We start from the raw sequence: 24,974 nt of genomic DNA, 5'->3' as shown, positions 1-24,974 counted from the left end.
AGCGGGCGATGAACGCGGCCCAGGGCCGGGGCAAGAAGCGCCCGCACGGCGCGAGGAAGGGAGCCCACGCCGCGTCGGCCGCGGCCGACGCGGCCGCCGCTCCGGGTGACCCAGCGACATCCGAGCCCGTGACGCCTGAGCCTGAGGTCGAGCGGGCTCCGTTGCCGCTGCTCGTCGCGGACCCGGACGAGGAGTTCTCGGGGCGGGAGATCCGGCGCCTGACCGCTCGCGTCACGGCCTCGCGGGCCGACGCGGGTCCCGGTGAGCTGCTCGGGAACATCGCCTACGTCGTGGTGTCGATCGCCATCTCGATCGGCTTCGTGATCGGCGCGGCGAACGTGCTCCGCGAGACGATCTTCGTCGAGCCCGCAGGGGGCCGTGACGCGGTCCTGACGGCCGCCACGATCCAGGCGCTCGGCTCGGTCGCGCTCCTGGCGCTCATGACGGGCATGGCCGTTCGCCTCGGCCCCCTGGGGACGGGCAGCGCGGGCGTGCGGTGGTGGGTGCCCATGCCCGTCGACCGGCGTGGCCTGCTCACCCCGTCGTACTGGCGTGGCGTCGCGGTGGCGCTCGTCGTGGGAGCGGGCGGGTTCGCGGTCGTCGCGCTGGCCTCGGGCGCCGACCCGGGCGTAGCGGGTCGCAGCGCGGCCCTGGGCGCCGCGGCAGGGCTGCTGCTCGTGGGCCTCGCGGGGCTGATCCAGCCCCGGACGCCCGTCGCGGCCAGGGTCGCTCGCGTGAGCGACGTGGTGCTCGCGGCGGTCCCGGTCGCGGGCGTCGTGCTCGTCGCGGCCGGCTGGTCCGACCTGCGCGAGCTCACGATCCCCGCCTGGGTGATCGGTGCGCTCGGGCTGGGCGCGCTCGCCCTCGTGGTCGTGTGGTGGCGCCGGCTCGAGGTGCTCGGCGCCCAGGTGCTGCGTGCGCAGAGCGCGGTGGCCGACCAGGCGGGCGGCGCGATCCTCTCGCTGGACACCCGCGAGCTGGGGCGCGCCCTGAGCCGGGCCGGGTCGACGCGCGGCGGCAGGGTCCGCAGGCCCTCGCGCTTCGCGCTCGTCCGGGGGCCGGTCTCGGCGCTCGTCGCGGCCGACCTCACGCTCCTGCGCCGCAGCCCGTCGGCCCTCGCTCAGCTCGTCGGCCTCACGGCCCTGGTGATCGTCGCCCAGCAGGTGCCCGCGTTCACGGGCGGGTTCGGGCTGTTCGTGCTGCTGGTCGTCGCGGGCTTCCGCGCCGCGCAGCTCGGCGCGGAGGGCGCGCGCACCGCGGAGATGGTGCCCGTGCTCGACGCGATGATCCCTTTGTCCGCGCGCGACGCCCGGCTGGCACGGACCGTCGCGCCCTCCCTCACGGCGCTCGTGGCCCTCGTGGTCGGGACCGTACCGCTCGTGCTGACCACGCGTGAACCGCTCTGGTTCGCGCTCGTGGCCGTGGTCGCGGTCGGCATGGGCGCAGCCGCGATCCGCAGCGCCTACCGCAAGCCGCCCAACTGGTCCGGCCCGCTCATGGCGACCCCTGCCGGAGCGCTCCCGACGGGGGCGGCCTCGATGTTCGCCCAAGGACCCGACGCGGCCGTCCTCGGCGCGATCCCGCTCGGCATCTGCCTGCTCGTCGGTACGCCGACGCCGGCACTCATCGCGTTCCAGGGGATCGCGGTGTGGATTGCGCTCGCCGTGGCCTCGCACGTGCGGGCCACGGGGGCCAAGCCGCTGCTCGGCTGACCGCGTCCCGAACCGGGTCCAAGGACTCCCGCCGTCCGGACCAAAGGTCCTGGCGGCGGTGGTGCTCCGCAGGCAGCCTGGAACTGACGACAGGAGTCGGAGCCATGGAAGCAGTCGTGATCTACGAGTCGATGTTCGGGAACACCGCCGAGATCGCGCGGGCGGTGGCCGAGGGGCTGTCCGAGCAGGTGGACGTGCGGACGGTCGAGATCTCGACGGCGGCGCCGGGAGACGACGTCCTCGGGGCCGACCTGATCGTCATCGGTGGTCCCACGCACGCGTTCGGCATGTCGCGGCTCGCCTCGCGCGAGGAGGCTGCCGGTCGACGGCCCGGGAACCCGACGGTCGAACGGGGAATCCGCGAGTGGCTCGACGCGCTCGCGGACGATGCCTCCGGACGGTTCGGCGCGACGTTCGACACCCGTGTGAAGGCCGTCAAGCACCTACCGGGCAGTGCTGCCCGCGCGGCCGACCGGGTGGCCCGCCGACACGGTCTGTCGCCTGCCGACTCGCCGCACTCGTTCTACGTCGAGGGCATGGAGGGGCCGCTGTGCCCGGGCGAGGTCGAGCGGGCCCGCGAGTGGGGGCGCGAGCTCGGTCGGACGGCGTTGCTCGCGCGGCAGAGCACTTCCTGACACGCCTCTCCCGGGCGGTAGGAGCGCGCGCGGGACGCTGCGTCCCTCAGGCCCGCGCCACCGCAGCCTCACCCGCCCCCACGAGCCGCCCGTCCGCCAGGTGCACCCGTGCGTCGACCGTGTCGAGGGTCGCCTCGTCGTGGGTCACGACGATTGTCGCTGCGCCGGTCTCGCGGGTCAGTCGCGTGACGAGCTCGATGATCTGGACGCCGCGCGCGTGGTCGAGCGCCGACGTGGGCTCGTCGACCAGCAGGACCTCGGGGTGGTTCATGAGGGCGCGGGCGATAGCGACGCGCTGACGCTGACCGCCCGAGAGCTGGCCGGGCCGCTTGGCGGCCACGTCGCGGAGCCCGACGGCGTCGAGCAGCTCGAGCGCCCGGTCGCGGTGCGTCGAGGGCCGCTCGCCGCGCAGGTGGCTCATGAGCTCGAGGTTCTCGAGCGCCGTGAGCGAGGCGATGAGCTGCGGCTGCTGGAACACGATCCCGATCCGGTCGCGCCGCAGCCGCGCCGCGTCCGAGGACACGGCCGACCCGGCCGCGGCCCCGCCTGCGGGAGCGTTGACGACGTCGTCGCCGATGCGCACCTGGCCCGCGGTCGGGGTCGTGAGCGTCGCGGCCACGGCGAGCAGGCTCGACTTGCCCGAGCCCGACGGGCCGAGCACCGCGGTCGTGGTCCCGGCGGGGACGGTCAGGGAGACGTCGTCGACCGCGGTGACGGTCGACTCGCCGTCGGGGTAGACGAGCGTGACGTGGTCGAGGGTGAGGTCCATGGTGTGCCTTTCAGGAGCGAGCTTTCAGGAACGAGACGCGGGGGAGCCGTCGCGAGCGCCGCAGGAGCGGCCGGCGGGCAGGCGCCTCAGCGGGCCGCGAGCGCCGCGTGCGGGTCGATGCGCGTGATCCGGATGATCGCCGCAACAGCACCGACCGTCCCGAGGACCACGAGGATGAGCGCGGGCAGGAGCGTCGTGGCGGGGGAGACGACGACGGGCATGACCTGGGCGGCGAGCGCCCCGGCCCCGGCCGCGAGCGCGGTCCCGACGCCGACGCCGAGCACGAGTAGGACGAGCGCCTGGCCGATCGCGTCGCGCAGCAGGTAGGAGGTCGAGGCGCCGAGCGCCTTGAGCACCGCGACGTCGCCGGCCCGGTTGATGGTCCAGACCGTGAAGAACGCGCCCACGACGAGGGCCGAGATCGCGAGCAGGAAGCCCTGCATCATGGTGAGCGACATGTTCTCGGCCGAGAACGAGCTGACCGCGGCGCGTGCGCCCATGGGCGTGAGGGCCGCGGTGCCGGTCTCGGTCTCTGCCGCGGCGAGCGCGGAGCCGCTCGGGTCCCCGGTGATCGCGACGACGGTGGCGACCTCGTCACCGGACGCTCCGCCGCCGCGCGCGCCGACGGTCTGCCAGTCGGTCAGGTCCATCCAGACGACGGGCGTGTGCGAGAAGTCGGCCTGGGTGTCGAGCACGCCCGCGACGGTCAGGGTCAGCGACCCCAGGGCGAGCTGGTCGCCCTCCTGGGCCCCCAGGTCGTCGGCCGCGCCGCTCGACAGCAGCACGGTGCCGGGGGCGGCCTCGACGCCGTCGGGCACGAGGCCCGAGCCCGAGCGCGTTCCGAACGCGGTGACGGCCGCGGTGGTGCCGGTCTCGCCGTCCGCGCCCGCGGTGACCGACGCGCGCGTCGTGGCGATGCCCAGGGGCTCGGCCGAGTCGACGCCGTCGACCGCGGCCCAGGCGTCCCACTGCGTGGCGTCGACCTGGGACTCGGTGAAGCTGGGGTCAGCACCGTCGGTCACGGTGAACGCGAGCTGGTCGACCGGGAGGTCGGTGATGCCCGACGTGCTCGCGCGGGCCAGGCCCGCGGTCAGCGAGGCCAGGAAGCCCACGAGGAACGTGATGAGGACGATGACGGTGGACATGAGGACGAAGCGTCCCCGGGCGAAGCGCAGGTCGCGCAGCGCGACGAACATCAAGAGCCTCCGGTGGTCGGCGTGGATTCGATCTGCGTCCAGCCTCCCGCCGTCGGGCCCCGCGCGGATCGGGCCCGTGGACGGTCTCCGGTGGCCGCAGGGTGGGTCCGAGGATCAACCTTTCGATGGATCGCCCGCGGCACGTCGCACCCGCCACGTCGCTAGGGTGGCGATGTGAAGCCTCGCGCCGTGATCTCCGCAGCCCTCGGGCTCCAGATCGCGCTCGACGTGCTCCTCGTGGCCCTCGTGGGGCTCGCGGTCGGGTCCCGCTGGGCCGAGGCCCTGAGCACCGGGGGACTGGACGCCGGGGCGTGGTGTGCGCTCGCGTGCGGCCTGGCGCTCCTGGCCGTGTACGGCGTCGGGCGCTCGCGGATCAACGTGCGCGACACCGCGGTCGACGCACCGCGCGGCGCCTGGTGGCCGACGGGAGCGTGGGTCGCGGCCCTGATCGTGGGGTGGGCCCTCCTGCTGCTCCTGACCCCGGTCGCGCTGTGGATCGCGTTCCCCCTCATGTTCCTCGAGATGCACGTGCTCGGTCCGCGTCGCGGGATCGTGGCCGTGGCCGCGACGACGGCGTGCGCGATCGGCGGCGCGATCCTGGGCGGGCAGCAGCTCGTGGGCTCGATCCTGGGCCCGACGTTCGGCGGGCTCGTCGCGATCGCCGTCGTGCTCGGCTTCGAGACGATCGTGCGCGAGTCGCAGGGACGCCAGGAGCTCATCGACGACCTGGTCCGCACGCGCGCGGACCTCGCGGCGTCCGAGCGCGAGGCCGCGGTCGCGACCGAGCGCGAACGCCTCGCGCGCGAGATCCACGACACGCTCGCGCAGGGCTTCTCGTCGATCGAGCTGCTGCTGCGCGCCGCGGACTCGTCGCTCGAGGAGGTCGTGGCGCCGGGGGCGTTCGCCCCAGGAGCCCCCGGCCCGACGGCGGCCCGCGCCGCGCGCGGCTACGTCACCCAGTCGCGGCTCGCCGCGCAGCAGAACCTGGCCGAGGCGAGACGCTTCGTGCGTGACCTGGCGCCCGCCGACCTCGAGTCCGCGACGCTCGTGGGTGCGCTCGAACGGGTTGCCGACCGCACGGCGCTCGCAGCCGGGGGAGGGCTGACCGTCACGGTCGAGGCCTCGGGGCAGGCCCGCCCGCTGCCCGTGCCGGTCGAGACCGCGCTGCTGCGCATCGCGCAGTCCGCGCTCGCGAACGTCGTCCAGCACGCGGGGGCCTCGCGAGCCGCGGTCACGCTGAGCTTCCTCGGCGACGCAGTGGCGCTCGACGTGGTCGACGACGGTCACGGGTTCGACCCGCGCCGGGTCGGGGCCGCCCGACGGGCCGCCGCCGTGCCGGACCCGACCCGGGACGCGCGTTCCGCCGTCGGGCAGGGGGACGGCGAGCCCGGTGCGGGCGACACGCCCGCGACCCGCTCGGGCTTCGGCCTGACGGCGATGCGCTCGCGCGTCGCCGAGCTCGGCGGGACCTTCTCGCTCGAGACCTCGCCCGGCGAGGGCACCGCGCTCGCGGTCCACCTCCCGCTCGACCCCCAGGAGGCCTGATGACCATCCGCGTCGTGCTGACCGACGACCACCCCGTGGTCCGGGCGGGCCTGCGGGCCGTCGTCGACGCCGAGGGCGACATGGAGGTCGTCGACGAGCTGGCCACGGCCGAGGAGCTCGTGCGCCGCGTGGGGGCGGGGCTCGAGGCCGACGTCGTGCTGCTCGACCTGCGGTTCGGCGACGGGCGCATGGGCGGCGCGCAGGCCGCGCGCGAGGTCGTCCGCCTGGGCGGTCCGCCCGTGCTGATCCTCACGACCTACGACTCCGACCAGGAGATCCTCGCCGCGATCGAGGCCGGCGCCACGGGCTACCTGCTCAAGGACGCCCCGACCGACGAGCTGACCGCCGCGATCCGCGCGGCCGCGGCCGGGCAGGTCGCGCTCGGGCCCAGCGTGCAGCGGCGCCTGCTCGGGCGCATGCGCGCCCCCGGCGTCTCGCTGTCGCTGCGCGAGCTCGAGGTGCTCGGGCTCGTGTCCCAGGGCCTGTCCAACGACGAGGTGGCGCGTGAGCTCTTCCTGTCGAGGGCGACCGTCAAGTCGCACCTGGTGCACGTGTACGAGAAGCTGGGCGTCGACTCGCGCACGGCTGCCGTGGCCGAGGCGCGGCGGCAAGGGCTGCTGCGCGACTGAGGCCGGGACCGTCCCCGAGCCAACCCTGCTAGACTATGGGCGCCGTCAGAACGGCCGCGGAGGCTGGTCAGCCTGCCGAAGAGCCCAGGGATCTAGCCCTGAGGCGCCGCGCAACGAACACTACAAGGAGAGCCGTGCCCCTCGACACTGCCACCAAGCAGCGCATCATGACCGAGTTCGCCACGAGCGAGGGCGACACCGGTTCGCCCGAGGTCCAGGTCGCGATGCTGACGCAGCGCATCAAGGACCTCACCGAGCACCTCAAGGAGCACAAGCACGACCACCACAGCCGTCGTGGCCTGCTTCTCCTCGTCGGCCAGCGTCGCCGTCTCCTCGGCTACCTGCAGAAGGTCGACATCAACCGCTACCGCAGCCTCATCGAGCGCCTCGGTCTGCGTCGCTGACACTCCCTGACGCAGCCCGGTCCCACCAGGGACCGGGCTGGTCCGGTGTGATGTACCCGTAAGAAACCCACGCCGCCAGCCTTTCGTTCGGTCCTCGGTAGTGGCCCCCGGAACCCGCCTCGAGCGGGAAGACCGTGAGCCTCGATCGAAGACCGCCGAGCGTCGAGTGGATGCACCCTCGACAGGCACCGAAGGCGGCACTTCGAGAGTGAGGAGGGCACCCGTGGAGGGTCCCGAGATCGAATTCACCGAAGCAACGATCGACAACGGTCGCTTCGGAACCCGTACCGTCCGGTTCGAGACCGGACGCCTCGCGCGTCAGGCCGGTGGCTCCGCAGCCGCCTACCTGGACGGCGAGACCATGCTGCTGTCGACCACGACTGCCGGCAAGCACCCCAAGGACCAGTTCGACTTCTTCCCCCTGACGGTGGACGTCGAGGAGCGGCAGTACGCCGCCGGCAAGATCCCCGGTTCGTTCTTCCGTCGTGAGGGTCGCCCCTCGACCGAGGCGATCCTGGCCTGCCGCCTGATCGACCGCCCGCTGCGCCCCCTGTTCGTCAAGGGCCTGCGCAACGAGGTCCAGGTCGTCATCACCGTGCTCGCGATCCACCCGGACGACGCGTACGACACCCTGGCCATCAACGCCGCGTCGATCTCGACGCAGCTGTCCGGCCTGCCGTTCTCCGGCCCCATCGGCGCCGTCCGCGTCGCCCTGATCGACGGCCAGTGGGTCGCGTTCCCCAAGTACTCCGACAAGGAGCGCGCCGTCTTCGACATGGTCGTCGCCGGCCGTGTCGTGGGTGACGACGTCGCGATCACCATGGTCGAGGCCGAGGCCACCGAGGGTTCCTGGAACCTCATCAAGAACGAGGGCGTCGGCGCCCCGACCGAAGAGGTCGTCTCCGAGGGCCTCGAGGCCGCCAAGCCCTTCATCCGCGTTCTCGTCGAGGCGCAGCAGGAGCTCGCGGCCAAGGCCGCCAAGCCCGTGCAGGACTTCCCGACGTTCCCGGACTACCAGGACGACACCTACGCCGCGGTCGAGGCCGCCGCGTCGGCCCGCCTGGGCGAGGCCCTGAGCATCGCCGACAAGCAGGACCGCGAGAACCGTCTCGACGAGATCAAGGCCGAGGTCCAGGCCGAGCTCGCCGGTGACTTCGCGGGCCGCGAGAAGGAGATCTCCGCCGCGTACCGCTCGGTGCAGAAGAAGCTCATCCGCGCGCGCATCCTCACGGACGGCTTCCGCATCGACGGTCGTGGGCTCGCGGACATCCGCACCCTGTCCGCCGAGGTCGAGGTCCTGCCCCGCGTCCACGGCTCGGCGATCTTCGAGCGCGGCGAGACCCAGATCCTGGGTGTCACCACGCTGAACATGCTCCGCATGGAGCAGCAGCTCGACACGCTCTCCCCGGAGACGCGCAAGCGCTACATGCACAACTACAACTTCCCGCCCTACTCGACCGGCGAGACCGGCCGCGTGGGCAGCCCGAAGCGTCGCGAGATCGGGCACGGCGCCCTCGCCGAGCGCGCGATCGTCCCGGTGCTCCCGAGCCGCGAGGAGTTCCCCTACGCGATCCGTCAGGTCTCCGAGGCCCTCGGGTCCAACGGCTCGACCTCGATGGGCTCCGTGTGCGCCTCGACCCTCTCGCTCCTCAACGCTGGTGTGCCGCTGCGCGCAGCGGTCGCGGGCATCGCGATGGGCCTCGTCTCCGACACCGTGGACGGTGAGACCCGCTACGCGGCGCTGACCGACATCCTCGGCGCCGAGGACGCGTTCGGCGACATGGACTTCAAGGTCGCCGGTACGCGTGAGTTCATCACGGCCATCCAGCTCGACACCAAGCTCGACGGCATCCCCGCCTCGGTCCTGGCCGGCGCGCTGACCCAGGCCCGCGACGCGCGCCTGACCATCCTCGAGGTCCTCAACGAGGCCATCGACGTGCCCGACGAGATGAGCCCCAACGCTCCTCGCGTCATCGCGGTCAAGGTCCCCGTGGACAAGATCGGCGAGGTCATCGGCCCGAAGGGCAAGATGATCAACCAGATCCAGGAGGAGACGGGCGCGGACATCTCCATCGAGGACGACGGCACCGTGTACATCGGTGCCACCGACGGCCCCTCTGCAGAGGCCGCCCGCGCGGCGATCAACGCGATCGCCAACCCGCACGTCCCCGAGATCGGCGAGCGCTTCGTCGGCACGGTCGTCAAGACCACGTCGTTCGGCGCCTTCATCTCGCTGTCCCCGGGCAAGGACGGTCTGCTGCACATCAGCCAGATCCGCAAGCTCGTCGGTGGCAAGCGCGTGGAGAACGTCGAGGACGTGCTGTCCATCGGCCAGAAGGTCCAGGTCGAGATCGGCGAGATCGACCCGCGCGGCAAGCTGTCGCTGCACGCGGTCGTCGAGGAGACCGACGCGCCCGCCGACGCCGAGGCACCTGCCGGGGACGACGCCTGACGTGCCCTGGAACCTTCCGCTCGTCCCCTCGGGCTCGCCCGAGGGTGAGCTGACCGCCGGGCAGGACGGGGCGACCATCCGTCGCTCCGTCCTGCCCGGCGGGGTTCGGGTCCTCACCGAGTCGATGCCGGGCCTGCGCTCGGCGACCGTCGGAGCATGGGTCGGCGTCGGCTCGCGCGACGAGACCGACGGTCACTTCGGCTCCACGCACTTCCTCGAGCACCTGCTCTTCAAGGGAACTGCACGCCGGTCCGCGATGGACATCGCCGAGGCGTTCGACGCCGTCGGCGGTGAGGCCAACGCCGCGACGGGCAAGGAGCACACCTGCTACTACGCTCGCGTGCTCGACTCCGACCTGCCGATGGCCGTGGACGTCATCACCGACATGGTGACCTCCGCACGCCTCGACGAGGACGAGCTCGAGACCGAGCGAGGCGTGATCCTCGAAGAGCTCGCGATGAACGACGACGACCCCTCGGACGTCGTGCACGAGGAGTTCGCGCAGGCCGTCCTGGGCGGGCACCCCCTAGGGCGCCCGATCGGCGGCACGCCGGACACCATCAACGCCGTGCCGCGCAGCGCCGTCTGGGAGCACTACCAGTGGCACTACCGCCCGGAGACGCTCGTCGTCGCCGCGGCCGGTGGCGTCGACCACGACACGCTGTGCGAGCAGGTCGCGACCGCGCTCACGACCGGTGGCTGGGACCTCGACCCTGCCGGCACCCCGCGTACGCGCCGCGACAACGCGGACGTGCAGGGCGTGGGGACGGAGGCCGTCGAGCTCACGATCCGCCGGACCGTCGAGCAGGCCAACGTCATCATCGGTGGCACGGGCCTGTCCGCGACCGACGACCGCCGCTTCACGCTCTCGGTGCTCAGCGCCGTGCTCGGTGGCGGCATGAGCTCGCGGCTCTTCCAGGAGATCCGCGAGAAGCGTGGGCTCGCGTACTCGACGTACTCGTTCGCGTCGGGTCACGGCGGGATCGGGACGTTCGGCCTGTACGCAGGCTGCGCGCCCTCCAAGGTCGACCAGGTCACCGAGCTCATGACGAGCGAGCTCGAGAAGCTCGCCGAGTCGGGTATCACGGCGGCCGAGCTCGACCGGAGCATCGGTCAGCTCTCGGGCGGACTGGTGCTGGGGCTCGAGGACTCGGGCTCGCGCATGAGCCGCCTGGGCAAGTCGGAGCTCGTGTTCGGCGAGCTGCTGAGCGTGGCCGAGTCGCTCGAACGGATCCGTTCCGTGACGTCCGACGACGTGCGCAAGCTCGCGGAGGAGCTCGCCTCCCGCCCGCGCTCGACCGTGCGCGTGGGTCCCTTCGGAGACTGAGTCTCGACAGGTGACGTCAGGAGGGCCGGTGCGCATCACGCGCACCGGCCCTCCTCGCGTTGCGGCTAGGGTTGTCGGGTGACTTCGAACGACGTGACCCCAGGCCAGAGCGCTCCCCAGTCCACCCCGCAGCCCGCAGGCTCGACGCTCCTCAAGGTCGCCGTCCTGGGCGCGGCCGGGCGCATGGGGGCCACGGTGTGCGCGGCGGTCGAGGCCGCACCGGACATGGAGCTGGTCGCGCGCATCGACGCCGGGGACGACCTGGCACAGGTCGCGGCGGCCGGGGCCCAGGTCGCGGTCGACTTCACGGTCCCCTCGGTCACCGAGGACAACGTGCACGCGCTGATCGACCTCGGGGTCCACGCGGTCGTGGGCACCACGGGCTGGACCGACGAGAGCCGGGGTCGGCTCATCGCGCACCTGGGACGCCGGGCCGCCGAGGGCACGAGCGTGGGCGTGCTCATCGCTCCGAACTTCGGCCTGTCCGCGGTCCTGGCCATGACGTTCGCGGCCAAGGCCGCGCGCTACTTCGAGTCGGCCGAGGTCATCGAGCTGCACCACCCGAACAAGGTCGACGCGCCCAGCGGTACGGCCACGCACACGGCCCACGCGATCGCCCGCTCGCGCGCGGCAGCGGGCCTGGGGGCGAGCCCCGACGCGACCGAGTCGGGCTGGGAGGCGCGCGGTGCCGACGTCGACGGGGTCCGGGTGCACGCGGTGCGCCTGCGCGGCCTGGTCGCGCACGAGGAGATCCTCTTCGGCAACGAGGGCGAGCAGCTGATCATCCGCCAGGACTCGTTCGACCGGGTGTCGTTCATGCCGGGCGTCCTGCTCGGCATCCGCGAGGTCGTCTCGCGCCCGGGCCTGACCGTCGGGCTCGAGAACGTCATGGACCTCTCGTGAGGAACCGCAAGGGCCTGATCGGTGCCGTGGTCGTCACGGCCCTGCTCGCGATCTACGTGTGGGCGATCCTGGGCCGTGCCCGGGGGCTCGTGAGCACAGGCGAGCCGGTGGGGATCGCGATCGGGATCGGCGTCCTGCTCATCCCGCTGCTCGTGATCGGCCTCATCGCGTGGGAGTTCTGGCTCGCCGTCACGGTCCAGAAGATGGCCGACGAGCTGGCGGCCGCGGACGAGCTGCCCGTCGACGACCTGCCGCGTTCGCCGGGCGGCCGCATCGACCGTGCCGCGGCGGACGCCGCGTTCGAGGAGCACCGCGCCCGCGCCGAGGAGCACCCCGACGACTGGCGCTCCTGGTACCACGTGGCCTTCGCGTACGACGCGTCGGGGGACCGCAAGCGGGCCCGCGCCATGCTGCGCAAGGCCGCGGGCATGTACCGCGCCGAGCGCAAGGCCCCGCGCTAGTCTGAGGCGCGCCTCAGATCGACGCGCTCCACCGGTGCTCGACGACGTCGCGCAGGCCCGTGGCCAGCGTGCGGGTGCGGTGGTCGGGTCCCAGGCCCGCTCCACCGAGGAACTGCTCGCGCGCGGAGTCGCCGTCGAGGATCCAGGCCACGACCTCTTCCGAGCCGTCCTGACGCAACCTGTCGACGGCCGCGGACAGGAGCCGCGACCCGTGCCCGGACCGCTGGTGGGACGGCTGTACCTCGAGCGCGACGAGCTGGCCGGGGGAGACGGCCGCGAAGCCGACGATCCGGTCCGCGGCGAGGGCGACGAGCACCGCGAAGCCCGGACCGGGCGGGGCTGAGACCGCCCCTGCCCACTGCTCCTGCATCCGGGGGACGTCGAGCGCGTCGATCACCGCCGCGCCCAGCACGTCGCCGTGCGCGGACCGCCAGGACTCGATCTGGATCGCGGTGACCGCGACCTCGTCACCGGGGACCGCCGGACGGACCGAGACGTCTGCCGCCTCGCTGAAGAGAGCCATTCGCCAGACCCTACCGGAGCGGGGCGCCCGGCCGCGGCGAGCGGCCCGGCGGGCTCGTCGACGCGCCTCGCCGTCAGGGGAACCCGAGCGCCCGCAGCCCAGCGGCGGTCGCGGCCGCGAGCACCACGACGAGCAGGAACGGGGCCCTCAGGGCGAGCGCGACGGCCGCGACGCCGAGCGCCGGCAGCCGGGCGTCGATCGCGATGCCCTGCCCGTCCCCGACGGTCTGGACCGCGACGAGCGCCGCGAGCAGGGACGCCGTGACCAGGGCCGCGGTGCGCGAGACGCGGTCGGACGCGAGCCAGTGCTCGGGGATGAGGTGCCCGGCGAGCTTGAGGCCCAGGCACACGAGCGAGGCGGCGACCACGGTGGCCCACAGGGCGGCGTCGGACATCAGGGCTCCTCGGTGCGGTCGGACGGGCCACCCGGGCGACCCACGTCACCCGGGTCATCCGGGTCGGACGAGCCGGGCGTCTGCTCGCCGCCGCCGTCCTGCGGGACGTTCGCTGCGCCGTCGGGCACGTACTCCGTGACGGTGACGGGCTGGCGGGGCTGACGCGCGACCTGGCCGATCACGATCGCCACGGCCCCCGCGGCCAGGACGGGGATGCCCGGCGGGACGAACGGGAGCAGCGCGACCGCGACGACCACGGCCAGTGCCGCGGTGAGCTGCATGACGCGGCTCGCGAGGCGGGGCCACAGGAGCGCGAGGAAGGCCGCCCCGGCCGCGGCGTCGAGCCCCCAGGCCTTGGGGTCGCCCATGGCGTCGCCCGCGAGCGCCCCGATCAGCGTGAGCAGGTTCCAGACGACGAAGATGCCGATCCCGGTCCACCAGAACCCCGCGCGCAACGCGGCGCGGCTCTTCTGGGCCGTGGCCACGGCGGTCGACTCGTCGATCGTGAGGTGGGCCGCGAGCACCCGTCGCCAGCCGTGCAGCGCGAGCAGCGGCGAGAGCTGGGCGCCGTAGAGGGTGTTGCGCAGGCCGAGCAGCCCCGCCGTGGTGATCGCCGCGCCCGAGGTGCCGCCCGAGGCCACGACCCCGATGAGCGCGAACTGCGAGCCGCCCGAGAACAGGAGCAGGCTGAGCACCATGGTCTGCGCGAGGTCCAGTCCTGCGACGACCGAGAGGGCCCCGAACGAGATGCCGTAGAGCCCGGTGGCGATCGAGACGGACACGGCCTGCCGGACGGCGGCGCGTACCTCGAGGCGGTCCTCAGGGGTCACAGCGCGACGTACACGGTCTCGAGGTACTCCTCGAGCCCCGCCTCGCCGCCCTCGCGCCCGAGCCCGGACTGCTTCATGCCGCCGAACGGCGCGCTCGCGTCCGAGACCAGGCCGCGGTTGATCCCGATCATCCCGGCCTCGACCTCCTCGCCGACCCGCATCGCGCGCGCCAGGTCGCGCGTGTACGCGTAGGCCGCGAGGCCGTACTCGGTGTCGTTGGCCAGGGCGATGCCCTCGTCGTCGTCGGCGAACGCGACGATCGGGGCGACCGGGCCGAAGATCTCCTCGGTGACCACGCGCGATCCCGCGTCGACCCCGGTCAGGACCGTGGGGGAGTAGAAGTGACCGGGCGATCGCGGCCGGTCCCCGCCCGTGAGCACCTGGGCGCCCTCGTCGGACGCGACGGACACCAGCTCGTCGACCTTGTCGACCGCCTTGCGCTCGATGAGCGGCCCGACCTGCACACCCTCCTCGGCGCCCGGCCCCACGCGCAGGTCGGCGAACGCGAGGGCGAGGCGCTGACCGAAGTCGCGGGCGACGGCGTCGTGCACCAGGAAGCGGTTGGCCGCCACGCAGCTCTGGCCCGTGTTGCGGAGCTTGGCGACCAGCGCACCCTCGACCGCGGCGTCGAGGTCGGCGTCCGCGAAGACGAGGAACGGCGCGTTGCCGCCCAGCTCCATCGAGGTCCGCAGGACCTGGTCCGCGGCCCCCTTGAGGAGCGTGCGGCCCACGCCCGTGGACCCCGTGAACGAGAGCTTGCGCAGGCGGGGGTCCGCGAGCAGGGGCGTGGTCACCTCGGCGGCCGACGACGTCGGCACGACGTTGACCACGCCGGTCGGCAGGCCGCGGTCCTCCAGGTGGCCACGGATGATCTCGGCGACCAGGGACGTCGTGAGCGGCGTGAGGTGCGCGGGCTTGATGACGACTGTGCAGCCCGCGGCGAGCGCCGGGCCGATCTTGCGCGTGGCCATGGCGATCGGGAAGTTCCACGGCGTGATGAGCAGCGCGGGACCCACGGGGCGCCGCGAGACGAGCTGCCGGTTGGCCCCGCTCGGAGCGGTGCGGACCAGGCCGTCGGTGCGCACGGCCTGCTCGGCGTACCAGCGCAGGAACTCGGCGCCGTACACGACCTCGGCCCGGGCCTCGGCGAGCGGCTTGCCGCACTCGGCCGTGATGAGCGCTGCGACGTCGTCGGCGCGGGCGACGAGCGTCGCGAAGACCGCACGCAGCAGCTCGGAGCGCTCGCGCGGTGCGACGGCGCGCCAGGCCGGGGCGGCGGCGTGCGCGGCCTCCAGGGCGCGCAGGCCGTCGGCGGGGCTCGCGTCCGAGACGTCGAACAGCACCTCCTCGGTCGCAGGATCGGCGACCTCGAACGTGCGGCCGCCCTCGGCCCGGCCCCACTGGCCACCGATCAGCAGCCCGGTCGGCAGGTGCGAGACCAGGGCGGGGGACAGGGCAGGAGTGGCGGGAGACATGGTTCGAGTATCACGCGCCGGGCAGCGGATTGCATCGAGATGACGCAGGAGGTGTCGCGCAAGCGGAGTGCAGTGGCCGGACCGACGTACGGGTTCCCGGAGCCGTATCGCGTGGGGGCATCGCCAGGACTTGTCCTCAGAGCTCGCCCGACCCTATCGTCCTGCTCACCTCGGCAGGTCGTGCGCCAGCCGGGGACGTGCGTTCTAGGGAGTGGAGCCCGGTGCTGACAACGGAACAGATCGACGTTCTCCGAGGCGCTGGTGAACGGCTTCCCCTGGGGAGGACGAACGCGCTCGCTCTGGCGGCCGCTCACCGGACCCTTCCGGTCTATCAGGCGTACTCAGAAGGCCCGTTCGGCGCCACGGGGCACGGGCTCGCTCACGACGCGATGGTCCAGGCCTGGCGTGTGCTCCGCGCGAGGCCCGGCGCCTCGAGGGAAGGCCTCCTGCGCACGGTCGAGGACGCGGTCGACCTGGCGCAGAGCGACCTCGAGTCGATCCACCGTGCCGATGACTTCGGCCTGGTGGAAGGGCTGGTCGTCGAGTCGGTCTCGGCGGCGGTGCTGGCGCTCGGCTCGGTCGTCTCCGGAGATCGTGAATCCGCCGTCGGTGCGATGCTGGCGGCGATCGAGGTCGACCTGGTCTGGGCGGAAGGGCGGTCCGATGCCGAGGGTGGGCCCGTGTCGTTCGATGACGTGCTCCTCCACCACGGACGGCAGGTGCGCGATGTCGAACTCCTCTCCCGTCCGAGCGAGACCGACGAGAACATCCTGTTCCGGGACCTCGCGATGCGTGCTGAACGAGAAGGGATGCCGTACCTGGTGGGGATGAGACAGCTCCTCGTGGCGAGAAGCGATGTCGCCGAGGACCCGGTCGCCGATCCGGCACCTTCCGTCCGTGACCAGCACGACCGGTGGACCGACACGCCGTTTCGGCCTCGCGCGCGGTAGTTTGTGCACATGGCACTTCCCCCCACGCAGGCGCGACCGTTCGGCGCCGTCCTGACCGCGATGGTCACCCCGATGACCCTCGCCGGAGAGATCGATCTCGACGCAGCGGTCAAGGTCGCCAAGCACCTCGTGGACAACGGGAACGACGGTCTGGTCCTGAGCGGGACCACGGGGGAGTCTCCCACGACGCACGCACCGGAGAAGGCCGAGCTCATCCGCGCGGTCGTCGACGCGGTCGGGGACCGCGCGCACGTCGTGGCCGGGGCCGGCTCGAACGACACCCAGCACGCCGTCCGCATGGCCGAGCAGGCCGCGGAGGCCGGTGCGCACGGGCTCCTCGTCGTGAGCCCCTACTACTCCCGCCCCTCCCAGGAAGGGCTGTACCGCCACATCACGGCCGTCGCCGACGCGACGCCGCTGCCCGTCATGGTCTACGACGTCCCGGGCCGCTCGGGCGTTCGCATCGCCCCGGCCACGATCGAGCGCCTCGCGGCGCACGAGCGCATCGTCGCGAACAAGGACGCGACGGGCGACGTCTACACCGCGGCCAAGCTCATCGAGTCGACCGGCCTCGCCTGGTACTGCGGGGACGACGCCATGCTGCTGCCGTTCCTCGCGCACGGCGCGTCCGGCATCGTCTCCGTGGCGGCGCACGTGGTCGGCTCGCGCTTCGCCCAGGTCGTCGCGGCGTTCGACGCCGGTGACAACGCGGCGGCCCTCGCGGCCTTCCGTTCCGTCACCCCCACGATCGACGCCATCAACGGAGCGGGCTTCCAGGCCGTCATGGCCAAGGCTGCGCTCCAGCTCCTCGGAGTCACCGAGAACCGATACCTCAGGCTGCCGTACGTCGCAGCCACGGACGACGAGGTCGCCGTCGTCCGCGCCGGTCTGGAGGCCTCCGGCCTGCTGGACCCGGTGACCCCGCGGCCACGCTGAACAAGCTGAACAACAAGCCAGGAGGCCCCGTGAGCCACCCTCACCCCGAACTGTCCCTACCCCCCGCTCTGCAGACCGGCGCTCTGCGCATCGTCGCCCTCGGCGGACTGGGCGAGATCGGGCGCAACATGGCCGTCCTCGAGTACGACGGACGTCTGCTCGTCATCGACTGCGGCGTCCTCTTCCCTGAGGACAACCAGCCCGGCGTGGACCTCATCCTGCCGGACTTCGACTACATCAAGGACCGCCTCGACGACATCGAGGCGATCATCCTGACCCATGGGCACGAGGACCACATCGGTGCCGTGCCCTACCTGCTGCGCCTGCGCCGCGACATCCCCCTGGTGGGTTCGCAGCTCACGCTCGCGTTCATCTCGGCCAAGCTCAAGGAGCACCGCATCGCCCCCGTGACCCGCGTGGTCAAGGAGGACGAGACGGTCGCGTTCGGTCCGTTCAGCTGCGAGTTCGTCGCGGTCAACCACTCGATCCCGGACGCGCTCGCGGTCGCGGTCACCACGGGCGCGGGCACGGTCCTGCACACGGGTGACTTCAAGATGGACCAGCTCCCGCTCGACGGCCGCGTCACGGACCTGCGCGCGTTCGCGCGCCTGGGCGAGAAGGGCGTCGACCTGTTCATGGTCGACTCGACCAACGCCGAGGTCCCGGGCTTCGTGACCCCCGAGGTCGAGATCGGCCCCGTCCTGGACAGTGTGTTCGGTGCGTCCGACAAGCGGATCATCGTCGCGTCGTTCTCCTCGCACGTGCACCGCGTCCAGCAGGTCCTCAACGCTGCGCACAACCACGGTCGCCGCGTCGCGCTCGTCGGACGCTCGATGGTCCGCAACATGGGCATCGCGGCCGAGCTCGGCTACCTCAAGGTGCCGGACGGCGTCCTGATCGACCTCAAGAAGGTCGACTCGCTGCGGGACGACGAGGTCGTGCTCATGTGCACCGGCTCGCAGGGCGAGCCCATGGCCGCGCTGTCGCGCATGGCGAACGGCGACCACAAGGTCTCGGTCGGCCACGGCGACACCGTGATCCTCGCCTCGTCGCTCATCCCGGGCAACGAGAACGCTGTCTTCCGCATCATCAACGGCCTGACGCGCCTCGGCGCGCGCGTCGTGCACGGCGGCAACGCCAAGGTGCACGTCTCGGGCCACGCGAGCGCGGGCGAGCTCATCTACTGCTACAACATCCTGCGGCCCAAGAACGTCATGCCGGTGCACGGCGAGGTCCGTCACCTCGTGGCCAACGGTGCGCTCGCGGTCAAGACGGGCGTGCCCGCCGACCGCGTGATCCTCGCGGAGGACGGCGTGGTCGTCGACCTCGTCGACGGCAAGGCCTCGGTCGTGGGCGCCGTCCCGTGCGGCTACGTGTACGTCGACGGGTCGAGCGTCGGGGAGCTCACGGACGCCGAGCTCAAGGACCGTCAGATCCTCGGCGAGGAGGGCTTCATCTCCTTGTTCGCCGTGGTCGACTCCGCGACGGGCAAGGTCATCGCGGGCCCGCACATCCTGGCGCGCGGCTTCGCCGAGGACGACGCGGTGTTCGAGGACGTCCGTCCCCAGGTCGTGCAGGCCCTCGAGGACTCGATCGCGGGAGGTGCCACGGACGTGCACCAGCTCCAGCAGGTCATGCGCCGTGTGGTCGGGCGCTGGGTCTCCAACCGCCTGCGTCGCCGTCCGATGATCGTCCCGGTCGTCGTCGAGGCGTAGTCGCCCGATCGTCCGAGGGGGGCCCGTCCTCCCGCTCTGCGGGAGGGCGGGCCCCTCGTCGTCAGGGGGCAGAGAGGGAGGGAGCGTCCCGCAGCAGCGGTGGCCCGACGGCGAGAATCGCCCGCTCGTAGCGCCTCGCCGACGTCTCGGGACCCCCGGGCAGCAGACCACCGAGCTCGAGACTCACGAGTCCGTGGACGAGGCCCCACAGGACCAACGAGGCCTCCTCGACGGCAGCCTGCAGGGCCTGCCGGGGTGGTGGGGTACTGCTGCCCTCTCGTGAGGCGGCCTCGAGCACCCGCGCCACCGCCTGCCGCAGGACGTCGAACGTCGGCTCGGCGACGGCCGGGATCGCGCCTCCGGCGGTTGCGGGGCCCTCGAACATCACGCGGTAGAAGTGGGGGTCGGCCAGCGCGCTGGTCCGGTAGGCGAGGCCCAGGGTCAGGAGGTCGTCGGTCGGCGAGCCGGTCGTCGGTGCGGAACCCAGGTGCACCGCGAAGCGCCGGAAGCCCTCGACGCTCACCGCGGCGACCAGCTCCTCGCGGCTGCCGAAGAGGGCGTAGACCGCGGACGCGCTGGTCCCCGCGGCCTGTGCGACCCCACGGACCGTGACCGCCGACTCGCCGTGCTCGGAGATCTGCTGCGAGGCGACGTCGAGCAGGGACGCGCGCAGGGAGTCGTCGTGAAGTCGGGGTCTGGCCACGGACAGGAGTCTAGAACTCTTGACGTGGGTTTGCGAACGGTGTTCTATAACAGTGTTCGTAAATTCCGCCGAGCCCGCTCGGCCGACCAGGGGAGGCCCTCGTGCTCGAGCTCACTGACGCCGTCCGCATCACTGCCGGGATCGTGCTCCTGACGATCGTCGGGATCGAGTCCGGCGGGTACTTCCTCGTCAAGGTCGTCACGGGCAAGGTTCCGGCCACGCCCTTCCAGACCTCGTTCTTCCGGGCGGGGCACGCGCACGCGGGGGTGCTCGTGATCCTGGGCCTGCTGTGCCTCGTGCTGAGCCAGGCGACCGCGCTCACTGGTTTCTGGAACTGGGTAGCGGGGGTGGGCGTCCTCGTCGGGGCGATCCTCCTGCCCGGCGGGTTCTTCCTGTCCGCGACCGGTGCGGGGCGTGGGGCGCCCAACCGGTGGGTCGTGCTGCTGCCTGCCGGGGCGATCGCCGTTGCCGCAGGGGTCGTGACGCTCGGGGTGGGCCTGCTGGTCGCGTAGGTCCTCGGGTCCGTGCTCGTGTGGGTGCGGGTCGCTAGCATCGCGGCCATGGCAACCTCAGCAGACTTCTCCGGCCTCGCTCCCGTCCTCCTGGTGACCCACGACTCGAGCTCGAGCATCATCTACTCGCCCGGCGGTCCCGAGTACCTCCAGCACAAGGAGGCACTCGAGCGGCACGGCGTCGAGGGGTCGGGGTACGACTTCTCGGGGGCGCTCCAGGCCGTGCTCACGGACGAGTCGCCCGAGACCCTCGAGGCGGTCGGGTTCGACCCGGAGGGCGGCATGGTGAGCGTCTACGGCACCGACCTGGACGCGCTGCTGGTCGCGGCCCGGCACCTGTCGCGGATCGTCGCCGACGACGCGGCGCTGGATGCGGCCCTCACCCGGTCGGTCGAGCTCGGCCTCGACGACTGACGGGCCGTCGTCGTGGCCGACCAGCTCTCCCTGACCGGGGTGCCGGCCCTCGGCGCGGTGTCGGTCGACCTGCTCGACGCGCACCGCTTCGAGGACGGCGAGGGGTTCCCGCCCTCCTACCGTCGGCTCGTGAGCCGTGCCGGGTTCTGCCGCCTGTTCGGCCTCTGGCTCGTGTACCCGCCGGCGCGCGACGGGTACGCCGACGGGTGGCAGCACCGCGCCGCGCACCTCACCGACCGCTTCCGTGCGACCTACCAGGACGGTCAGGCCGAGGGGTTCGACTGGATGGTCCAGCCCGACGGGGACTGGCCGGTCGCCCGGCGGCTCGTCGTCTTCGCGTTCAGCGAGAACGGCGACGCGCTGCTCTGGGACCCGTCGACGCGGACGGACGGCGAGCTCGCGGTCTGGTGCAGCACTGGTCTCGACGCGCTCACCCTCCTGGGGCCCTCGCTGACCGACGCGCTGCCGCGGGTGAGGGAGCTCAGCGGGCCGTTCGTCGAGCGGGCGCCGGCCGACCTCGAGTGCCTGACCCCGGCGCGGACGGACGGCTGACCGGGCGTCGCGGGAGTCGCACGCGTGGTGCCCGGCCGTGCTCGGGTGGGTCCTGGGCGCGCTACGCCGACCGCGCCCGGCGCAGGTGGGCGAGCTGCCTGCGGTGCTCGCCCACGACCCACTCGCCCGTGACGCGGAGGTCGTCCGAGGCGCCGGCGTCGTCCGTGTCGTCGGCGGCGGCCGCCTCCAGGTCGTCGAGGTAGGCCCGGTCCGCCCCGAACCGCTCCCAGATCGCGTCGCTGCCCGTGCACACGTGCCCGTGACCCGGGACGAGGGTGTGCACGCCGTGCTCGGAGATCGCGTGCTCGAGCGTATCGAGGCCCGCGCGGTAGTCGCCCACGGGGTCGGGCGACTCGAGGTCCAGGAGCGGGACCTCGAGGTCCGAGAGCATGTCACCCACGACGATCACGCCCGCTCCCGGCAGGACCAGGGCGCCGTGTCCGGGTGCGTGCGCCTGGTGCTCGACCACGAGCACGACCGGCTCGCCCGCCCCCGGACCGCCGTGGGCAGTCGTCGTCGCGTCCGACGCCGTCGCGCCCCCTGGCGCGGCGGGCCACGGCAGCCGGACCGTGCCGGACGAGGCGCCCACGGTCGAGGAGTCCGCTGCGGTCGAGGGGAGGGGCGTGAGCCGGCCGAACAGCGCGAGGTCGTGCCCGGGCGCCTCTCGCTCGACCTTCGTCAGGTCCTCGGCGAGGCTGCGCTCCTGGGCGCGGACCGCCGTCGGGCAGGCCCACCGCGGGACGTCGCCCAGCGAGCGGGACCACAGCACGTGGTCCCAGTGCGGGTGCGTCGAGAAGCCCGCGGTGACCCGCCAGCCCCGGCGCGAGAGCGCGGTCGCGAGCGACTCGACCTCCTCGACCGTGATGCCCGGGTCCACGACGAGGGCGCGCCCGTCCTGGGACACGACGACCGTCGTGATGCTCGTCCAGATCTCGGCGGTCGCGACGTGGACGCCGTCGGCGATCTCGTGCAGCTCGCGGGGGGCCAGGGGAGTGGAGGTCATGCTCCGATCCTGCCCCCGGTGCGCGGCGGACGGCGAGCGCGGGGCGGGTGAGCCTGCCAGGGACCGTGCACGTCACATGACACGCACGCCCCAGGTGCGCGCTCGAACACCCGTGCGCAGGTACCGTGGTGCCTACTATGGCGACCCGGACGTCCACCTCGGCGAAACGGCCCGCGACCTCCCGCACGAAGACCACGGCACGTGGTTCGACGGCCAGGAGATCGGGGGGCCCTACGAGCGCGTCACGCGCTCCGACGGGTTCGCAGGCGGGTCGTCGACCCGCCCCCTGGCCGGTCCGCGCGGTGCGCGGGCTGTGGCTGGGATGTGCGCACGCGGTCGGCGCGGTCGCACGCAGTATCGGTAAGGGAGCAAGAGAGCTGGACCCCTCACATCGGCGCGACGGCGTCGCGTTCCTCCTCCTGGCGCTCGCCGTGATCGTCGCGGCCCGTGAGTGGTGGGGGATCTCCGGCGCGTTCGGCACCGCGGTGCACGCGGTCGCCGCAGGAGTCTTCGGCGTGGCCGCGGTCGCCCTGCCGGTCCTCCTCGTGTGGCTCGCGGTCCGGATCATGCGTCATCCCGAGCGCTCCCAGGCGAACTCGCGCGTCGCGATCGGCCTGACCTTCATCGTGGTCTCGGTCTGCTCGCTCGTGCACATCGCCGAGGACCTGCCCGCCCCCCGTGACGGCTTCGCGGCCGTCCAGGACGCGGGCGGCGTGATCGGCTACCTCTTCGCGACGCCGGTGCAGACCGGGCTCACGCACTGGTTCGCGGTGCCGCTCTTCCTGCTCTTCGGGTTCTTCGGGATCCTCGTGGTCACCGCGACCCCGGTGCACGCGATCCCCAGCCGCCTGCGCGGCATCTACGACCGCCTGACGGGCAACCACCACGAGGGCGAGGACGGCACCGACCCGGACGGCCTCCAGCTGGCCGACGGCGTCTCGCGCCACGACGGGACCGACGAGACCGCGCCGCGCAAGAAGCGCACCGGGCGCACCCGCAAGACCAAGGCCGAGCGGGACGCGGACACCGCCGAGCGCGAGCGGCTCGACGGCGGCTACGTCGGCGACGAGGCGTTCGAGCGTGCGGCGATGCTCGAGGCCGAGGAGGAGGCCGCGCGCAAGACGGCCCGCTCCCGCCGGGCCGCGGCCGCGGCCGCCGCGCCCCCCGACGCTCACGAGGACTTCGGCGACCTGCCCACCCAGGTGATCCCCGCCGTCGGGCGGACCGCCGCGTCGCCCACCGCCCCGCCCCCGCCTCCTCCCAACAACCCGGTCCCGCGCGGGGTCCAGCCCATGCTCGACGGCGACACGGTCTACGTGCTGCCCTCCGAGGACGACCTGGTCAAGGGCGCGCCCCACAAGGTGCGCTCGGCCGCCAACGACCGCGTGGTCGAGTCCCTCACGCGCGTGTTCGACCAGTTCGAGATCGACGCCAAGGTCACCGGGTTCACGCGTGGCCCGACCGTGACCCGGTACGAGGTCGAGGTCGGGCCTGCGGTCAAGGTCGAGCGCATCACGAACCTCTCCAAGAACATCGCCTACGCGGTGGCCTCGGCCGACGTCCGCATCCTCTCGCCCATCCCGGGCAAGTCCGCGATCGGCATCGAGATCCCCAACACGGACCGCGAGACGGTCGTGCTGGGTGACGTGCTGCGCTCCTCGGTCGCGCGCCGCACCGAGCACCCCATGGTCATGGGCGTCGGCAAGGACGTCGAGGGCGGCTACGTCGTCGCGAACCTCGCGAAGATGCCGCACATCCTCGTCGCGGGCGCCACGGGCGCGGGCAAGTCGAGCTTCATCAACTCCATGATCGTCTCGATCCTCATGCGGGCCACGCCCGAGGAGGTGCGCATGGTCCTCGTGGACCCCAAGCGCGTCGAGCTCACGATCTACGAGGGCATCCCCCACCTCATCACGCCCATCATCACGAGCCCCAAGAAGGCCGCCGAGGCCCTCGAGTGGGTCGTGCGCGAGATGGACGCCAGGTACGACGACCTCGCGACGTTCGGCTACAAGCACGTCGACGACTTCAACACCGCGGTGCGCGCGGGCAAGGTCAAGCCGCTGCCGGGCTCGGAGCGCAAGATCGCGACCTACCCGTACCTGCTCGTGGTCGTCGACGAGCTCGCCGACCTCATGATGGTCGCCCCGCGCGACGTCGAGGCCTCGATCCAGCGCATCACCCAGCTCGCCCGGGCCGCCGGCATCCACCTGGTCCTGGCGACGCAGCGCCCGTCGGTCGACGTCGTCACGGGTCTCATCAAGGCCAACGTGCCCTCACGCCTCGCGTTCGCGACGTCCTCGCTCGCGGACTCCCGCGTCGTCCTGGACCAGCCGGGCGCCGAGAAGCTCATCGGGCAGGGCGACGCGCTCTTCCTGCCCATGGGGGCCGCCAAGCCCATCCGCGTCCAGGGCGCGTGGGTCGGCGAGAGCGAGGTCCACGCGGTCGTCGAGCACGTCAAGGCGCAGCTCAAGCCCTCCTACCGCACCGACGTCGCGGCCGCGGCGGCGACCAAGAAGCAGGTCGACGAGGACATCGGCGACGACCTCGACCTGCTCCTGCAGGCCGCCGAGCTCGTCATCACGACCCAGTTCGGCTCGACGTCGATGCTCCAGCGCAAGCTGCGCGTCGGGTTCGCCAAGGCAGGGCGGCTCATGGACCTGCTCGAGTCGCGAGAGATCGTCGGCCCCTCCGAGGGGTCCAAGGCGCGCGAGGTCATGCTCACGGCCGAGGACCTGCCCGCGACGCTCGCGATGCTGCGCGGCGAGCCGGACCCGGGGGTCTACGACGGCCAGGGCGGCGGCGGTGGCGCGCCGGCGGGCAACGGCCGCGACTACTCGGACGGCGCCGACGGGCACATGCCGCCCGTCGCGCAGGAGTACCACGACGACGCGGGCGACGAGGCGGACTGGCGCGAGCGCTGAGCCTGCGGCC

Annotated in this window: 24 protein-coding genes; 16 read left to right on the top strand and 8 right to left on the bottom strand. The window is 72.8% G+C overall.

Annotated features, from left to right (window positions below; genetic code table 11):
• Positions 1-8: 8 nt before the first annotated feature.
• Both ASE15_RS05590 and ASE15_RS05585 read left to right on the top strand, forming a co-directional pair.
• The gene (locus tag ASE15_RS05590) at positions 9-1,712 is read left to right on the top strand and encodes a DUF6297 family protein (RefSeq protein ID WP_056762067.1); all 1,704 of its coding nucleotides are present in this window, start codon (positions 9-11) and stop codon (positions 1,710-1,712) included.
• A 104-nt stretch (positions 1,713-1,816) separates the two neighbouring features.
• Positions 1,817-2,347: a flavodoxin domain-containing protein gene (locus ASE15_RS05585; protein ID WP_056762062.1), complete on the top strand. Its 531-nt coding sequence runs from the start codon at positions 1,817-1,819 to the stop codon at positions 2,345-2,347.
• Between the two features lie 46 nt (positions 2,348-2,393).
• On the opposite strand, the gene ASE15_RS05580 is transcribed toward ASE15_RS05585, so the two are convergent.
• Positions 2,394-3,116: an ABC transporter ATP-binding protein gene (locus ASE15_RS05580; protein WP_056762061.1), complete on the bottom strand. Its 723-nt coding sequence runs from the start codon at positions 3,114-3,116 to the stop codon at positions 2,394-2,396.
• A gap of 86 nt (positions 3,117-3,202) precedes the next feature.
• Entirely contained in the window at positions 3,203-4,312 is a 1,110-nt protein-coding gene (locus tag ASE15_RS05575) for an ABC transporter permease (RefSeq protein WP_056762060.1), read from the bottom strand.
• A gap of 189 nt (positions 4,313-4,501) precedes the next feature.
• Here ASE15_RS05575 and ASE15_RS05570 point away from each other — a divergent pair, with 189 nt between their 5' ends.
• The 7 genes from ASE15_RS05570 to ASE15_RS05540 all read left to right on the top strand — a co-directional run bounded on the left by ASE15_RS05570 (position 4,502) and on the right by ASE15_RS05540 (position 12,033).
• Positions 4,502-5,857 carry a sensor histidine kinase gene (locus ASE15_RS05570; protein WP_056762629.1) on the top strand — a complete coding sequence of 452 codons (1,356 nt, stop codon included), beginning with the start codon at positions 4,502-4,504 and terminating at the stop codon, positions 5,855-5,857.
• A complete protein-coding gene (locus ASE15_RS05565; protein WP_056762059.1) occupies positions 5,857-6,486 on the top strand; it encodes a response regulator transcription factor in 630 nt (209 codons plus the stop codon). Before ASE15_RS05570 ends, ASE15_RS05565 begins: the two co-directional genes overlap by 1 nt.
• Before the next feature lie 134 nt (positions 6,487-6,620).
• A complete protein-coding gene (gene rpsO / locus ASE15_RS05560; RefSeq protein ID WP_056648736.1) occupies positions 6,621-6,890 on the top strand; it encodes a 30S ribosomal protein S15 in 270 nt (89 codons plus the stop codon).
• A gap of 223 nt (positions 6,891-7,113) precedes the next feature.
• Positions 7,114-9,342, top strand: a complete 2,229-nt coding sequence (locus ASE15_RS05555; protein WP_056762058.1) for a polyribonucleotide nucleotidyltransferase — start codon at positions 7,114-7,116, stop codon at positions 9,340-9,342.
• 1 nt (position 9,343) lies between these two features.
• Positions 9,344-10,669: a pitrilysin family protein gene (locus ASE15_RS05550; RefSeq protein WP_056762057.1), complete on the top strand. Its 1,326-nt coding sequence runs from the start codon at positions 9,344-9,346 to the stop codon at positions 10,667-10,669.
• Between the two features lie 93 nt (positions 10,670-10,762).
• A complete protein-coding gene (dapB, locus tag ASE15_RS05545; protein ID WP_082618231.1) occupies positions 10,763-11,572 on the top strand; it encodes a 4-hydroxy-tetrahydrodipicolinate reductase in 810 nt (269 codons plus the stop codon).
• Complete coding sequence (locus ASE15_RS05540; RefSeq protein ID WP_056762055.1) at positions 11,569-12,033, top strand: hypothetical protein; 465 nt, start codon at positions 11,569-11,571, stop codon at positions 12,031-12,033. The genes dapB and ASE15_RS05540 overlap by 4 nt, the downstream gene beginning before the upstream one ends.
• Positions 12,034-12,046: 13 nt before the next feature.
• Here ASE15_RS05540 and ASE15_RS05535 read toward each other — a convergent pair whose 3' ends face one another.
• The 4 genes from ASE15_RS05535 to ASE15_RS05520 all read right to left on the bottom strand — a co-directional run bounded on the left by ASE15_RS05535 (position 12,047) and on the right by ASE15_RS05520 (position 15,255).
• Complete coding sequence (locus tag ASE15_RS05535; protein ID WP_056762053.1) at positions 12,047-12,556, bottom strand: GNAT family N-acetyltransferase; 510 nt, start codon at positions 12,554-12,556, stop codon at positions 12,047-12,049.
• Positions 12,557-12,629: 73 nt separating this feature from the next.
• Positions 12,630-12,950: an AzlD domain-containing protein gene (locus ASE15_RS05530; RefSeq protein ID WP_056648748.1), complete on the bottom strand. Its 321-nt coding sequence runs from the start codon at positions 12,948-12,950 to the stop codon at positions 12,630-12,632.
• Positions 12,950-13,780, bottom strand: a complete 831-nt coding sequence (locus ASE15_RS05525) for an AzlC family ABC transporter permease (protein WP_082618230.1) — start codon at positions 13,778-13,780, stop codon at positions 12,950-12,952. Before ASE15_RS05525 ends, ASE15_RS05530 begins: the two co-directional genes overlap by 1 nt.
• Positions 13,777-15,255: an NAD-dependent succinate-semialdehyde dehydrogenase gene (locus ASE15_RS05520; RefSeq protein WP_056762050.1), complete on the bottom strand. Its 1,479-nt coding sequence runs from the start codon at positions 15,253-15,255 to the stop codon at positions 13,777-13,779. The genes ASE15_RS05525 and ASE15_RS05520 overlap by 4 nt, the downstream gene beginning before the upstream one ends.
• Positions 15,256-15,644: 389 nt before the next feature.
• On the opposite strand from ASE15_RS05520, the gene ASE15_RS05515 reads away from it, so the two are divergent.
• The 3 genes from ASE15_RS05515 to ASE15_RS05505 are packed head-to-tail and all read left to right on the top strand — an operon-like array spanning position 15,645 to position 18,856.
• A complete protein-coding gene (locus tag ASE15_RS05515; RefSeq protein ID WP_056762048.1) occupies positions 15,645-16,205 on the top strand; it encodes a hypothetical protein in 561 nt (186 codons plus the stop codon).
• Positions 16,206-16,214: 9 nt separating this feature from the next.
• Positions 16,215-17,141, top strand: a complete 927-nt coding sequence (gene dapA / locus ASE15_RS05510) for a 4-hydroxy-tetrahydrodipicolinate synthase (RefSeq protein ID WP_056762628.1) — start codon at positions 16,215-16,217, stop codon at positions 17,139-17,141.
• Positions 17,142-17,170: 29 nt separating this feature from the next.
• Positions 17,171-18,856, top strand: a complete 1,686-nt coding sequence (locus ASE15_RS05505) for a ribonuclease J (protein ID WP_056762045.1) — start codon at positions 17,171-17,173, stop codon at positions 18,854-18,856.
• Positions 18,857-18,917: 61 nt separating this feature from the next.
• Here the strand turns inward: ASE15_RS05505 and ASE15_RS05500 are convergent, their stop codons facing one another.
• The gene (locus tag ASE15_RS05500; protein WP_056762042.1) at positions 18,918-19,559 is read right to left on the bottom strand and encodes a TetR/AcrR family transcriptional regulator; all 642 of its coding nucleotides are present in this window, start codon (positions 19,557-19,559) and stop codon (positions 18,918-18,920) included.
• A 101-nt stretch (positions 19,560-19,660) separates the two neighbouring features.
• On the opposite strand from ASE15_RS05500, the gene ASE15_RS05495 reads away from it, so the two are divergent.
• The 3 genes from ASE15_RS05495 to ASE15_RS05485 are packed head-to-tail and all read left to right on the top strand — an operon-like array spanning position 19,661 to position 21,037.
• Entirely contained in the window at positions 19,661-20,071 is a 411-nt protein-coding gene (locus ASE15_RS05495; protein ID WP_056648756.1) for a hypothetical protein, read from the top strand.
• A gap of 48 nt (positions 20,072-20,119) precedes the next feature.
• Positions 20,120-20,485, top strand: a complete 366-nt coding sequence (locus ASE15_RS05490; RefSeq protein WP_056648757.1) for an Imm51 family immunity protein — start codon at positions 20,120-20,122, stop codon at positions 20,483-20,485.
• A 12-nt stretch (positions 20,486-20,497) separates the two neighbouring features.
• Complete coding sequence (locus ASE15_RS05485; RefSeq protein WP_056762037.1) at positions 20,498-21,037, top strand: hypothetical protein; 540 nt, start codon at positions 20,498-20,500, stop codon at positions 21,035-21,037.
• Positions 21,038-21,098: 61 nt separating this feature from the next.
• Here the strand turns inward: ASE15_RS05485 and ASE15_RS05480 are convergent, their stop codons facing one another.
• Positions 21,099-22,040, bottom strand: a complete 942-nt coding sequence (locus ASE15_RS05480; protein WP_056762035.1) for an MBL fold metallo-hydrolase — start codon at positions 22,038-22,040, stop codon at positions 21,099-21,101.
• Between the two features lie 137 nt (positions 22,041-22,177).
• Between ASE15_RS05480 and ASE15_RS05470 the strand changes: the two genes are divergently transcribed.
• The gene (locus ASE15_RS05470; RefSeq protein ID WP_082618229.1) at positions 22,178-24,964 is read left to right on the top strand and encodes a DNA translocase FtsK; all 2,787 of its coding nucleotides are present in this window, start codon (positions 22,178-22,180) and stop codon (positions 24,962-24,964) included.
• Positions 24,965-24,974 lie beyond the last annotated feature (10 nt).

This window comes from Oerskovia sp. Root22 (assembly GCF_001429135.1).
GTDB lineage: Bacteria > Actinomycetota > Actinomycetes > Actinomycetales > Cellulomonadaceae > Oerskovia > Oerskovia enterophila.
This window is presented reverse-complemented; position numbering and strand designations above follow the sequence as displayed.

Excerpts from the sequence above, each read along its gene's own strand:
- ASE15_RS05490 (WP_056648757.1), top strand. The coding sequence starts at position 20,120 with ATGGCAACCTCAGCAGACTTCTCCGGCCTCGCTCCCGTCCTCCTGGTG.
- ASE15_RS05515 (WP_056762048.1), top strand. The coding sequence starts at position 15,645 with ATGGTCCAGGCCTGGCGTGTGCTCCGCGCGAGGCCCGGCGCCTCGAGG.
- ASE15_RS05590 (WP_056762067.1), top strand. The coding sequence starts at position 9 with ATGAACGCGGCCCAGGGCCGGGGCAAGAAGCGCCCGCACGGCGCGAGG.
- ASE15_RS05575 (WP_056762060.1), bottom strand. The coding sequence starts at position 4,312 with ATGTTCGTCGCGCTGCGCGACCTGCGCTTCGCCCGGGGACGCTTCGTC.
- ASE15_RS05535 (WP_056762053.1), bottom strand. The coding sequence starts at position 12,556 with ATGGCTCTCTTCAGCGAGGCGGCAGACGTCTCGGTCCGTCCGGCGGTC.
- ASE15_RS05530 (WP_056648748.1), bottom strand. The coding sequence starts at position 12,950 with ATGTCCGACGCCGCCCTGTGGGCCACCGTGGTCGCCGCCTCGCTCGTG.
- ASE15_RS05480 (WP_056762035.1), bottom strand. The coding sequence starts at position 22,040 with ATGACCTCCACTCCCCTGGCCCCCCGCGAGCTGCACGAGATCGCCGAC.
- ASE15_RS05565 (WP_056762059.1), top strand. The coding sequence starts at position 5,857 with ATGACCATCCGCGTCGTGCTGACCGACGACCACCCCGTGGTCCGGGCG.
- ASE15_RS05580 (WP_056762061.1), bottom strand. The coding sequence starts at position 3,116 with ATGGACCTCACCCTCGACCACGTCACGCTCGTCTACCCCGACGGCGAG.
- ASE15_RS05470 (WP_082618229.1), top strand. The coding sequence starts at position 22,178 with ATGGCGACCCGGACGTCCACCTCGGCGAAACGGCCCGCGACCTCCCGC.
- ASE15_RS05520 (WP_056762050.1), bottom strand. The coding sequence starts at position 15,255 with ATGTCTCCCGCCACTCCTGCCCTGTCCCCCGCCCTGGTCTCGCACCTG.
- ASE15_RS05585 (WP_056762062.1), top strand. The coding sequence starts at position 1,817 with ATGGAAGCAGTCGTGATCTACGAGTCGATGTTCGGGAACACCGCCGAG.
- dapA (WP_056762628.1), top strand. The coding sequence starts at position 16,215 with ATGGCACTTCCCCCCACGCAGGCGCGACCGTTCGGCGCCGTCCTGACC.